A 12,688-nucleotide genomic window follows, 5' to 3' on the forward strand; every position below is an offset into this window, starting at 1 on the left:
GAGATCGTTACAGCCATGAAATACCCCCTGATGCGGAACAACTTCGAGCGGGAAGACCTCGATCTTGTCATCGAGCACCTGCGGCAGGACGATCCGAAGCTCACGCACGGCCCCAACGTCAAGGCATTCGAGGAGGAGTGGTCGGACTGGCTTGGGGTGAAATACAGCACCTTCGTCAACTCCGGGTCCTCGGCCAATCTCCTGACGCTCTCGATCTTGAGGACGAAACATCCGGAAGCGGGCGAAATCATCGTTCCGACGCTGACCTGGATCTCCGACATCGCGGCTGTGCTGCAGTGCGGTTTCACGCCGGTCTTTGTCGATGTCGATCCCAGGACGCTGTCCATGTCGACGCAGGGCATTCTCGACAAGATCACCGAGAGGACCCGCGCGGTGTTCCTGACTCACGCGCAGGGCTTCAACGGGCTCACCGACGCGCTGCTGGTCGAACTCGAGCGGCGCGGCATTCCGCTTATCGAGGATGTGTGCGAGTCCCACGGCGCCACGCACAAGGGGCGTCGCGTCGGCTCCCTTGGCTGGGTGTCGAACTTCTCCTTCTATTACGCGCACCACATGAGCACGATCGAGGGCGGGATGATCTGCACCGACGATCCCGAGGTGCATCGGGCGGCGCGGATGTTCCGTTCGCACGGCATGCTGCGTGAAGTGGGCAACGACAGCTATCGTGACGAGATCGTCGCCAGCGAGCCGGAACTCAACCCGGACTTCATCTTCATGTATCCGGCATACAACTGCCGGAATACGGAGATCGGCGGCATCCTGGGGCGCAGCCAGCTCAAACGTCTTGATGCCAACAATCTTCGCAGGACGGAGAACTTCCTCCGTTTCCTCGATCGCATCGATGCCACGCGGTTCCGCACCGACTTCGAGACCGAGGGGTCTTCGAACTACGCCTTCAACCTCATCCAGACGGACGCGGACCGGGAGTTTTCCGGACGGCTGATGGGACGGATGCGCGAGGAGGGGATCGAGTTCCGGCGCGGGAGCGCCGGCGGCGGCAACCAGCTTCGCCAACCCTACCTGCGCGGCATCGTGCCCGAGGGGGCGTACAAGGATTATCCGCAGACCGAACACATCCATTTCTTCGGCTATTACATCGGCAATTTCCCCCAACTCTCGCTTGCCGAAGTCGACGATATCACCCGCATCCTCAATGCTGTCTGAGGGTATTGGCGGACGGCCGCGCAGCGGCAACAAGATGATGAAAGGCTGATCCCTTGGCTGAACATATTCTCGTCACCGGCGGTGCCGGATATCTCGGCTCGACCATGGTCCCCATGCTGCTTGACGCCGGCTACAAGGTTACCGTTGTCGACAACTTCATGTTTCGACAGTCGAGCCTGAACCAGCTTTGCCACAACCCGAATTTCGAGGTGGTGCGCGCCGATATCCGCAGCGAGGAGGAGATGCGTCCACTCTATGCGTCGGCGGATATCATCATCCCGCTTGCCGCCTATGTCGGCGCTCCGCTGTGCAAGGCGGATCCGGTCGGCGCCACGACGGTCAACCACGATGCCGTGCTGATGATGCTGGACAATGTGTCGCCGGACCAGGCGGTCCTGATGCCGACGACTAACAGCGCCTACGGCACCGGCGACGAGAACAACTTCTGCACCGAGGAGTCCCCGCTGCGGCCGATCTCGTCCTATGCCATCGACAAGGTGGCGGTCGAAAAGCGCCTCATGGAGCGGACGAACTCGATCAGCTTCCGCCTTGCCACCGTCTTCGGCATGTCGCCTCGGATGCGGCTGGACCTGCTCGTCAACGACTTCGTCTGGCGCGCTGTCAACGACCGGTTCCTGGTGCTGTTCGAGGGGCACTTCAAGCGCAACTATATCAACGTGCGTGATGTAGCCCGTGCCTTCCTGCACGGCCTGTCGAATTTCGAGTCCATGAAGGGTGAGATCTACAATGTCGGCATGTCCGACGCCAACCTGTCCAAGATCGAGCTCTGCCAGGCGATCAAGCGGCATTTGCCGGACTTCTATTTTGTAGAGGCCGATATCGGCAAGGACCCGGACCAGCGCAACTACATCGTCTCGAACGAGAAGATCGAGCGCACGGGATATCGCCCCGAAGTGTCGATCGACGCCGGCATCGAAGAGCTGATGAAAGGCTTCCGGATGATCCGCAACTCGGTCCACGGCAACGTCTGATCGGTGACCGCAGGGCCTTGTGAGGGCCCCCAAATGGACGAGGCTTGGATGGCGAAGGCACCGACACAGGCCGTGATTTTGGCGGGTGGGCTCGGCACCCGGCTTGGCGAGGTGACGAAGGTCACTCCCAAGCCTCTCGTGTCCGTTCTCGATGTGCCGTTCCTCCATCATCTGATCGGCAATGTCGTCCGCCATGGCTTTACCGATATCGTGCTGCTGTGCGGCTACATGGCCGAGAAGTTCGACGTTCTGACCGAGCCTGGCGTCTTCGGGGAGGCGACGGTTCGGCTGTCGATCGAACCGCCCGGCCTGCTCGGAACGGGAGGGGCGGTGCGGCACGCCGCGCCGCTGCTCGACGAGCGATTTCTGCTCATGAACGGCGACACGTTCTTCGACATCAACCTGCTCGATCTGTGCACCGAGCCCGACGATGGCGCCTGGATGCGCATGGCGCTGCGGCGAGAGCCGGCCGCCGGCCGCTACGGCTCCGTTGCGCTCGAAGATGGTCGTGTCACGGGGTTCGACGCATCTGCGCAGGATGGCGACGGGCTTATCAACGGCGGCGTCTACTGCATGGACCGCCGGGTGCTCGGCGAGATCGGGCCTGGCGCGTGCTCCATCGAACGCGATGTGTTTCCCGTGCTGGCCAGGGCGGGGCGGGTCGAGGGGCGTGTCTACGAGGGCAGGTTTCTCGACATTGGCGTTCCCCTGGACCTGGCGCGCGCCGATGGCTTCGTCGAGGCCGTTCGGACCCGTCCGGCGGCCTTTTTCGACCGCGACGGTGTTCTCAACATCGACCACGGCTATGTGCACAGCGCCGACCGTCTTGATTGGGTCGATGGCGCTCGCGAGGCGGTGAAGGCGCTCAATGATGCCGGCTACTACGTCTTCGTCGTCACCAACCAGGCGGGCGTTGCCCGCGGGTACTACGGGCGCGAGCAAGTCGAAGCCTTCCATCGACACCTGAACGAGGACCTCAGGAATATTGGTGCACATATCGATGCGTTCGAGTATTGTCCATTTCATCCTGAGGGGATTGTTGAGGAATTTTCTTTCTCGTCTCGGCGACGGAAGCCAGAGCCGGGGATGTTGCTTGATTTGATTGAATGTTGGCCAGTTAAAAAGTCCGGTAGTTTTCTGATTGGAGACAGGGAAACGGACCTGGAGGCGGCGCGTGCCGCAGGTGTGAAGGACTTTCTTTTCCCAGGCGGAGACCTTTTTGCTTTCTGCAAAAATCTGCGGTTGGTGTGACGAGCTATCCTCTCGGTGTTTAGGGCTGCTGTCCGTCAAGCTTTTGCGTGACGTATGGAAACTGCGTGCGCTTCAGGCATTGAAAGAGGGTGGAATGGGCGGCATCAATATGCGTTGGTTGAAGCGGGGAGGTGCGCTTCGCGTTGCAAGCTGGATTGCCTCTATCCGGGTTCCTCATTCCCTGCTGCGGGCAGCAAGGATCAGCGTCAATCAGGCGAATCCGGAACGCGACGCGGCAATGCGCGCGATGATCGGGCAATATTTCTCCAGTTCCGCGTCGTTGCTCGAGATCGGATCGTGGTTTGGCGAAGGGTCGACGCGCATCTGGCTCGACGAACTGCCCTCCGGCTCCGATCTGATTTTGCTCGATCGCTGGGACTCTTATGTTTCCGCGGAGGATCTGGGCAAGGGCAGTGCCGGCTATGCCGGTATGGACCGGTTCCATCGGCCGGCCTTGATCAACACCGTCGATGTCGTGGACGCTCATCCGCGCCGGCACGAGATCGACGTCTCGATCATTCGATCCGAAACACGCCGGATAGGCAGGTTTCTCGAGAACGCGGCATTCGACGTGATCTATATCGATGGCTCGCACTATCACGATGATGTGGTCGCCGACATCGAGTTCGCCAAGAAGGCGATCAAGACCGGGTTCGGCATCATCTGCGGCGACGATCTCGAGATCCTGCCTGATGCGGAGGTCATCGAACATGCCCGGCGGTTCAAGGAACGCGATTTCGTTGCCTATGGAGACCGGCATTTTCACCCGGGCGTCGCTCTTGCCGTTGCCGAGCAGTTCGGACGCGTGAACATGAAGGACGGGTTCTGGTGGGTGTTCTGCCGCAATGGCGTGTTTGAGGCGGATGGCCCCGATCGGCAAGTCTGACGTGCCTGGGCTATGGCCCGGGCTTTCAGCCATAGCTCGGCGTGATACCCTCAAGAAGCAAAAGACATTTCCCCCGGACGGCGAGACCTGCGATTTTGCCGCCATGACAATTTCCGGGGACCATCATGGAAGCTTTTGATCCGACCGCCGAATATGCCTCCATCCGCGAGGGTGTGGCCAAGGTCTGTGCCGCATTTCCCGGCGAATACTGGCGCGATCTCGATGCGCGCCGTGCCTATCCGAAGGATTTCGTCGACGCGCTCATTCGCGAGGGGTATCTCGCCGCCATGATTCCGGAGGAATATGGCGGCTCGGGCCTCAATCTTTCGGCTGCCGCGGTCATCCTCGAGGAGATCCATCGCAACGGCTGCAACGCCGCCGCCTGCCACGCGCAGATGTACACGATGGGCACCGTGCTGCGGCACGGCAATCCCGAGCAGAAGCAGAAGTACCTGCCCGGCATCGCTGACGGATCGCTCCGCCTGCAGGCCTTCGGCGTCACCGAGCCGACCAGCGGCACGGACACGCTCTCCCTGCGCACGACCGCGCGGCGCGACGGTGACGACTATGTCGTCAACGGCCAGAAGATCTGGATTTCGCGCGCCGAGCACTCTGACCTCATGGTTCTGCTGGCCCGCACGACGCCGCGCGATCAGGCAAAATCGCGCACCGACGGTCTTTCGGTGTTTCTCATCGACCTGCGTGAGCTCAAGGGCAATGGTGTCGAGATCCGCCCGATCCGCACCATGATCAACCATGCGACGACGGAGATCTTCTTCGACAACGCGCGCATTCCCGCCTCCAGCCTGATCGGCGAGGAAGGCAAGGGCTTCCGTTACATCCTCTCCGGCATGAACTCGGAGCGGATCCTGATCGCCGCGGAATGCATCGGCGACGCCAAGTGGTTCATCGAGACCGGATCCGCCTATGCCAAGGAAAGGGTCGTCTTCGGTACGCCGATCGGCCAGAACCAGGGCATTCAGTTCCCGCTGGCGCGGTCCTACGCGCATATGCTCGCCGCCGAGGCCATCGTCTATCGCGCGGCTGCCATGTATGACGCCGGGCACAATCCGGGGGTCGAGGCGAACGCGGCGAAGATGCTTGCCGCCGATGCGAGCTGGGAGGCGGCCGAAGCCTGCCTCCAGACCCACGGCGGCTTCGGGTTCGCCGAAGAGTACGATGTCGAGCGCAAGTTCCGCGAGGCGCGCCTCTATCAGGTTGCTCCGATTTCCACCAACCTCATTCTCTGCTTCATCGCCGAGCAGGTGCTGGGGCTGCCCAAGTCCTATGGGCCGACCAAGGGCTGAGACCCGCATATGAACGGCGACTGGGAGAAGACATGAGCGCCATCGACCGGATACTCGATCTTGCGGCCATGGAGCACGGGGACATTCCCGACTCCGCGCTCGCCATGGCCCACCTGTCGCTCTTCGACTGGCTCGCCTGCGGTCTCGCCGGCGTCAATGAGCCGCTGGCGGAAAAGCTCCGGGAACTTGCCGCAGCGGAGGGCGGTCGCGCCTGTGCCACGCTGTTCGGTGGCGGCCGCGTGCCCGCCCGCATGGCAGCGCTGGTCAATGGCGCCACCAGCCATGCGCTCGACTATGACGACACCCATTTCGCCCACGTCGGTCATCCGTCCGTCGCCATCTATCCGGCGGCGATGGCGGTGGCGGAGGAGCGCGGGCTGTCGGGTGCGGCGCTGGCGGAGGCCTTCCTGATCGGCGCGGAGGCCTCGGTGCGGATCGGACTGGCGCTGGGGGCCGCGCATTACAACCGTGGCTTTCACCAGACGGCGACGGCCGGCGCCTTCGGTGCAACGGTCGCCGCCGGTCGCCTCATGGGCCTGTCGCGCGATGCCATGCGGGTCGCCATCGGCCTTTGCGCCACGCGCGCCTCGGGCCTCAAGTCCCAGTTCGGCACAATGGGCAAGCCCTACAACGCCGGTATCGCCGCCTCGAACGGTGTCGAATGCGCGACCCTTGCCGCGCTCGGCTTTACCTCCTGCGACGATGGCCTGATGGACCCCCAGGGTTTTGTTGCAACCCATTCCGACACGCCCGACGGCGATACGATATCGAGCGCGCCGCCGCAGACGCGGTTCCTCTTCGAGGACATCAAGTACAAGCTCCATGCCTGCTGCCACGGTACCCACGCGATGATCGAGGCTCTGGCACGCGCGCGCCGCGAGGAGGGGGGAGGGCTTGGCGACGTCGCCGCCTTCCGCCTGCGCACCAATCCGCGCTGGCTGTCGGTCTGTGATATCGCTCATCCGCGCACCGGTCTTGAGGTCAAGTTCAGCTACCGCTGGCTGGCCGGCATGACCCTGCGTGGCGACGAAACGGCAAGCGACAAGGCCTATCGGGATGCGCTTTCGGCCGATCCCGAGCTGATTGCCTTTGGCGAAAAGGTCACGGTTGCGGGTGATGACAGCGTGAGCGACATGCAGGCGGACGGGGTTCTCGTGCTGAGCAACGGCCGCGAGGTTACTGTCTCCCACGATCTTGCCGCACCCATCCCGCCGGACATTCTGGAGGCCGGGCTGAGGGCCAAGGCGGCGGCGCTTGTCGGCGTGCGCGGTGAGCATCTCTGGCGGGCCGTTTCCGGGCTCGACGACATCGGCGCGCGCGACCTTGCCCGCACCATTGCGAACTGAAACGAAGAGGTCGGCATGAGCGACTACGCCGAGTGGATCGGCCGCGCCATCGAGCGCAGCGAGCCTGTTACCGAACGCATGATCGAGCATTTCCGGGTGACCCTTGCGGGTACGCGCGCGTCACTCGATGTGTTGCCCGGGTTTCACTGGTGCCTGGCACCGGATGCGGTCGAGCCACAGGACTTCGGCCGCGACGGTCACCCGCGCACCGGCATCTACCTTCCTGCGCTGCCGCTGCCCCGACGCATGTGGGCGGGCGGCGAAGTGGTCTGGCACGGCAATCTGGCGCAGGGCGAGATCGTCAAGCGCATATCGACGATCCGCGATGTGACCTTCAAGCAAGGGAGAAGCGGCCAGCTTGGCTTCGTCACCGTCGACCATGCCTATGAGGTGGATGGCGAGGTGCGGATCAGCGACCGGCAGGACATTGTCTACCGCGACGACCCCAAGCCCGGCGCTGCACCCGCGGCGGCACCCGCAGAGGCATGGCAGGCGCTTCGAAGCTGGCGGATCACCCCGACGCCGACACTGCTCTTCCGCTATTCCGCTCTGACCTTCAACGGCCACCGCATTCACTACGACCAGCCTTATGTGACCGAGGTGGAAGGCTATGACGGTCTTGTGGTGCATGGCCCTCTGCAATCGACCTGGATGCAGAATCTGGCGACCGACATTCTCGGCCGGTTGCCGGCATCCTTCGCCTATCGCGGTCTGTCGCCGCTCACGGTCGGGCGTCCTGTCACTGTCGAGGCGCGCGAGGTCGAGGGCGGCCTGGAGATGCGGGTCCGGCGCGATGAGGACGGCGTCGTCACCATGCAGGGAACGATCACGGCCTGACGTGTCGGCGTCGGAGGTCGGTCGGCACCGTTTCAGGCGTCGACCAGCCGGCCTTCCCATATGCCGCGCCGCACCAGGTCGCGGGCAACTTCCAGAGTAATCTTTTCCACGGCGCGGCAGGCCCGGCTCATGGCGCGCGCCGGCTTGGAGACCAGATAGACCGGCCGCGAGATCGTCGGCTCGACGATCGGCGCCTTCAGAAGCTCGCCGCGCGCGACGAAATCATGCACCGCGGCGGGCGCGAAGATCGTGTGGCCGGAGCCGCGCGCGGCCAGCTCCTTGATCTGCGTCATCGCATCCATCTCTATGACGACATTCAGCGAAACGTCGCAGGCCGAGGCGTGCCGCTCGATGGTCTTGCGCAACCCGTGCGAGGGGCCGGGCAGGATCATTTCCAGACCTTCCAGCGCGCGCATGGGCACCGGCGCCCCTGGCGGCGTGTCGAGTGGCCAGGTATCGGGCGCCGAAAAGAAGAAGAGCTGCTCGTCGAGCATGTGGATCACGCGGAAATGCTCGACCTTCTCCAGATCGTAGAGAAAGCCCATGTCGACGGTCTCGTCCTCGATCCAGCTCTTGATGTAGCCGCTCATGGCCTCGATGGCGCGCAGCCGCACCTCCGGCAATTCGACGCGCACGGTCTCCGCCAGCGGCACGGACATGACCATCGACACCGAAGGCGGCATGCCGAAGCTGACCTTTCCGCGCGTGGCGCCGCTCAGGTCGCGCATCTCCGCGACGCAGCGCTCCATGCTGGCGCAGATCTCGCGGGCGTGGGCAACGAGCAGGTGTCCTTCGTGGGTCAGCACCGTGCCGCGTGGCGAGCGCTCGACAAGCTGGACACCGAGCTCATGTTCCATCCGCTGCACATATTGCGAAAGCGATGGCTGCGCGACGCCGATGGCCTGGGCCGCGGCCGAAAGCGACGGGGCCTCGGAGATGGCGATGAAATAGCGTAGGTGGCGGATATCCATTGTCGCCGGCATGTCTGGAGGATGGGGCGATCTCGTTCGGGCAGACTGCCCGTGCGAACCGTGTCACGGGCCTTTCGCGATGAAAGGCAGGAAGCCGCATCCGGCAGCCGTGCGGAAGCATGCCCGCTGACTGCCGGATGCGGTCGGGTCAATCGAACTCGACGATCTGGCGGATGGCGGTGCCATTGTCGAGCCTGTCCATGGCGAGGTTGATGTCGCCGAGCTTCAGCCTATGGCTCAGCATCTTTTCGACTGGCAGAAGGCCGCGCTTGTGCAGGGCGAACATGCGCGGCAGGTCGCGCTGGGGGACACAGGAGCCGATGAAGCTTCCCTTGAGCGAGCGTTCCTCTGCGGTCAGTTTCAGCGCATTGAGCGGCATGCGGTCGGTCGGGGAGGGCAGTCCGGCCGTGACCGTTGTGCCGCCGCGACGGGTGATCTCGAAGGCTGTTTCCAGCGCCCGAACCGACCCGGCCAGCTCGAAGGCATAGTCGACGCCGCCGCCGGTCAGGTCGCGGACGGCTTCGACGGTGTCTCCATCTGCCTTGATCGCATGGGTCGCGCCCATCGTCAGGGCCGTGTCGAGCTTGTTCTGGAAGGGATCGACCGCGACGATCTGGCCGGCGCCCGCAGCCGCCGCCCCCAGGATCGCGGCAAGGCCGACTCCGCCGAGGCCGACGACGGCAACCTTGGACCCCGGCTTGATGTGGGCCGTGTTGAAGACGGCTCCCGCTCCCGTGAGCATGGCGCAGGAAAAGAGGGCCGACAGATGCGGCGCGATGTCCGCGTCGGCCTTCACCAGTGAGGGGCGCGCCACGACGGCATGGGTTGCAAAGGCAGAGACGCCGACGTGGTGGTTGACCGGCCTTCCGTCGATCGACAGGCGGCGGCTTCCGGTCATCAGTTCGCCCACGGCATGGTGCTTGGCCGCGGCCTCGCAGAGGGCGGGCCGACCTTCGGCACAGGGCGTGCAATGCCCGCAACCGGGTGCGAAGATGCAGACGACGTGGTCGCCGGGCGCAAGATCGTTGACGCCTGCGCCGACTTCCTCGACGAAGCCGGAGGCTTCGTGGCCCAGAACCATCGGAACCGGACGTGGGCGGGTGCCGTTGATCACGGAAAGATCGGAATGGCAGACGCCGGCGGCGGCGATGCGGATGAGCACCTCGCCCGGGCCGGGAGGTGCAAGATCCACCTCGCGCACGCTGAGCGCGCGTGCTTCGGCGAAGTTCTCCTTGATTCCGTCCCGTTCGAGGACTGCGGCTGTAATCTTCATTCGGTTCCTCCCGTACCCGGATTCCCGCGTCTGAGCGCGGCTCCCTCTGCATTTCTTAGGATGGATAGCCATTTTCGGTCTATCGAAACCATGTTGATATAGGAATATGTTATAGCCGGGTGCTTCGCAAATTATTGGTGCGGGGACAGGCGAGTTCATAGGCTCCACGTATCCGAAATGCTCTGGGAGGAAGCAGATGGATACTCTTAAAAGCACGGTGGTTGCGGTCGGCTTGTTGATCGCCTCGACCTGTCTCGCGCAGGCCGACGGAGCTGCTGCGGACTGGACCAGCTCCAAATGGGGCAAGGACGACCAGATCGGCGCGGCGAACCTGATGACGCCGGAGCGCGTCAAGGCCGCATCGCGGCTCGTTGACAAGGGCAAGGTCTACAGCCTCGGCATGATCGTCGGCAGCGATACGCCGGCCTTTCCGCCGCGCAGTCTGTCCGTCACCGTTCTCCAGCCCAACCAGATCTCCAACAGCGGCATGGGTGAGAACGCCTTTACCTACAACGATGACATCTTCATGGGTTGGCTGGGCATCGGCCCGCAGATCGACGGTCTTGGCCATGCCGGGATCGATCACACCTACTATAACGGTCACAAGGACAGCGACTTCGCCAAGGCCGCCGGCCTGACCGAACTCGGCCTGCACAACCTGCCGGGCCTCGTCGGACGTGGCGTCATGCTCGACATGGCGAAATTCTACGGCGTCGATATGGTCGCGGAGGGCAAGGCCTATACCGCGGACGACATCAAGGCCGCCGCGCAGAAGCAGGGCGTCGAGCTGCGCGAGGGCGACGTCGTGCTCTTCAACTCCAACTGGATGAACCTGCTCGACGGCGACAATCCGGATGCCAAGCGTTTCGGCGCGGCCGAGCCGGGCGTCGGCGTGAGCGGCGCGGAATATCTCGCCGACATCGGCGTGATGGCGGTCGGCGCCGATACCTGGGGCATGGAAGTGGTACCTGCGGAGAAGGAGGGCGAGGCGTTTCGCGCGCATCAGATCCTCCAGCCGCAGAACGGCATCTACATCCTGGAGAACATGGACACCCGCGAACTGGCGAAGGACGGGGTGCACGAGTTCCTGTTCGTGCTCGGCCAGGCCCGCCTGAAGGGGGCCGTGCAGATGATCATCAATCCGATTGCAATCCGCTGACGGCAGAGGCCGCAGCGAAACGGAAGATGCGGGCGAGGAGGTGTCGCCTGCGTCATTCTTGGGAGGAAATCCATGAAAAAGCTTCTTCTTGCCACCGCGGCGATGGTTGCCGTGCCGTTCGCGGCTCTTGCCGCCGAAAAGCCGGCCGAGCTCAAGGTTGGCGTCACCACGTTCCTGACGGGCCCGGCGTCCGTCTTCGGCGTTCCGGCGCGCGATGCCGCCGAGATCCTCGTCGAGAAAATCAATGCCGAGGGGGGCATTGCCGGCGTGCCGGTGAAGCTCTCCTTCATTGACGAGGGGGCCGGTGCCGAGGCGCTGACCTCCGAATACCGCCGCCAGGTGGAAAGCGAGGGTGCTCACGCCATGCTCGCCTCGATCTCGTCTGGCAACTGCCAGACGCTGGCCCCGCTCGCCGAGGACCTCAAGGTCCTCAATCTGATGTGGGATTGTGGAACGCAGAAGATTTTTGAGGAAAACAAGTACAACTACGTCTTCCGTACCCAGGCGAACGCGACGCCCGAGATGCTGGCGACGGTGGTTTACCTTCTCAAGACCCATCCGGACTTCAAGACCATCGCCGTTGTGAATCAGGACTACGCCTGGGGCCGCGACAGCTGGCAGATCTTCTCCACGGCGCTGAAGGCGATGAAGCCGGACGTCGAGATTGTCGGCGAGTTCTTCCCCAAGTTCGGCGCGCCGGATTTCTCCACCGAGATCTCGCGTCTTCAGGCTCTGCAGCCGGACGTGATCCTGTCGACCTCCTGGGGCGGCGATCTCGACACGTTCATCCAGCAGGCGGCACAGCGTGGCCTGATGAACACCTCGACCTTCGTCATCCCGCTCGCCGAGAGCTCGCTTGAGCGCCTCGGATCGACGCTTCCGGCCGGTCATATCGTCGGCGCGCGTGGCGACCATTACTTCCTGCATCCCGAGCGTCGCGACGACGCGGACTTCAAGGAGTTCATGGCCACGTTCGAGAAGAAGACGGGGGCACACGCGATCTATCCGGTCTTCCACATGTCACAGGCCATCGCGGCCCTGAAGACGGCTTACGAGAAGGCCGCGGACGCCAAGGGCGGGGAATGGCCGAGTGAGGACGAGGTGATCACGGCGCTTGAGGGGCTGACCTTCCAGGGACTGGGTCGCGAGGTCACCATTCGCGAGGATCATCAGGGCATCGAGGCGCAGCTTCTCGGCACCAGCGTCCAGAGTGGTGACTATCCCTTCGCCACCCTTGGAAACATCATGATCTTCGACGGTGAGGGCCTCACCGCGCCGGTCGGCGAGGAGTCGGTCGCCTGGGTCAGCAAGCTGACGCCCGACTTCATCAACGGCGTCAAGGTCGATACCTACGAGAAGTAAGCGATGACGGCCGGGGGCGGGACATCGTGTGCCGCCCCCGATCCAGCATCCAGGCGGTGCCTCGCGCCGCGGCGGCGCAGGCAGATGGCGCCGAATACCGTCCGTCCCGAAACCCGCGC

11 protein-coding genes are annotated in these 12,688 nt (G+C 63.6%); 9 read left to right on the forward strand and 2 right to left on the reverse strand.

The features are described from left to right. Window positions 1-15: 15 nt before the first annotated feature. The 7 genes from ACN0WF_RS15425 to ACN0WF_RS15455 all read left to right on the forward strand — a co-directional run bounded on the left by ACN0WF_RS15425 (window position 16) and on the right by ACN0WF_RS15455 (window position 7,804). The gene (locus ACN0WF_RS15425) at window positions 16-1,185 is read left to right on the forward strand and encodes a DegT/DnrJ/EryC1/StrS family aminotransferase (protein WP_417773662.1); all 1,170 of its coding nucleotides are present in this window, start codon (window positions 16-18) and stop codon (window positions 1,183-1,185) included. Window positions 1,186-1,238: 53 nt separating this feature from the next. Beyond that, a complete protein-coding gene (locus tag ACN0WF_RS15430; protein ID WP_417773663.1) occupies window positions 1,239-2,177 on the forward strand; it encodes an NAD-dependent epimerase/dehydratase family protein in 939 nt (312 codons plus the stop codon). Between the two features lie 48 nt (window positions 2,178-2,225). Continuing rightward, entirely contained in the window at window positions 2,226-3,428 is a 1,203-nt protein-coding gene (locus ACN0WF_RS15435) for an HAD-IIIA family hydrolase (RefSeq protein WP_417773664.1), read from the forward strand. After that, window positions 3,397-4,314, forward strand: a complete 918-nt coding sequence (locus tag ACN0WF_RS15440; RefSeq protein ID WP_417773665.1) for a class I SAM-dependent methyltransferase — start codon at window positions 3,397-3,399, stop codon at window positions 4,312-4,314. Before ACN0WF_RS15435 ends, ACN0WF_RS15440 begins: the two co-directional genes overlap by 32 nt. A 125-nt stretch (window positions 4,315-4,439) precedes the next feature. Then, window positions 4,440-5,621, forward strand: coding sequence for an acyl-CoA dehydrogenase family protein (locus ACN0WF_RS15445; protein WP_417773666.1), 1,182 nt, complete (start codon window positions 4,440-4,442; stop codon window positions 5,619-5,621). 32 nt (window positions 5,622-5,653) lie between these two features. Beyond that, a complete protein-coding gene (locus ACN0WF_RS15450) occupies window positions 5,654-6,967 on the forward strand; it encodes an MmgE/PrpD family protein (protein WP_417773667.1) in 1,314 nt (437 codons plus the stop codon). Window positions 6,968-6,982: 15 nt separating this feature from the next. Beyond that, window positions 6,983-7,804 carry an FAS1-like dehydratase domain-containing protein gene (locus ACN0WF_RS15455; RefSeq protein WP_417773668.1) on the forward strand — a complete coding sequence of 274 codons (822 nt, stop codon included), beginning with the start codon at window positions 6,983-6,985 and terminating at the stop codon, window positions 7,802-7,804. A 32-nt stretch (window positions 7,805-7,836) separates the two neighbouring features. On the opposite strand, the gene ACN0WF_RS15460 is transcribed toward ACN0WF_RS15455, so the two are convergent. Beyond that, window positions 7,837-8,775, reverse strand: coding sequence for a LysR family transcriptional regulator (locus ACN0WF_RS15460; protein ID WP_417773669.1), 939 nt, complete (start codon window positions 8,773-8,775; stop codon window positions 7,837-7,839). Window positions 8,776-8,923: 148 nt separating this feature from the next. Next, window positions 8,924-10,048 (reverse strand): zinc-binding dehydrogenase, encoded by a 1,125-nt coding sequence (locus ACN0WF_RS15465; RefSeq protein WP_417773670.1) that lies wholly within the window; start codon window positions 10,046-10,048, stop codon window positions 8,924-8,926. A 196-nt stretch (window positions 10,049-10,244) separates the two neighbouring features. Between ACN0WF_RS15465 and ACN0WF_RS15470 the strand changes: the two genes are divergently transcribed. Both ACN0WF_RS15470 and ACN0WF_RS15475 read left to right on the forward strand, forming a co-directional pair. Then, a complete protein-coding gene (locus tag ACN0WF_RS15470; protein WP_417773671.1) occupies window positions 10,245-11,207 on the forward strand; it encodes a cyclase family protein in 963 nt (320 codons plus the stop codon). 72 nt (window positions 11,208-11,279) lie between these two features. Then, the gene (locus ACN0WF_RS15475) at window positions 11,280-12,569 is read left to right on the forward strand and encodes an ABC transporter substrate-binding protein (RefSeq protein ID WP_417773672.1); all 1,290 of its coding nucleotides are present in this window, start codon (window positions 11,280-11,282) and stop codon (window positions 12,567-12,569) included. Window positions 12,570-12,688: the final 119 nt, after the last annotated feature.

The sequence above is a fragment of the Stappia sp. genome, from assembly GCF_048268045.1.
In the GTDB taxonomy this organism is placed as follows: domain Bacteria; phylum Pseudomonadota; class Alphaproteobacteria; order Rhizobiales; family Stappiaceae; genus Stappia.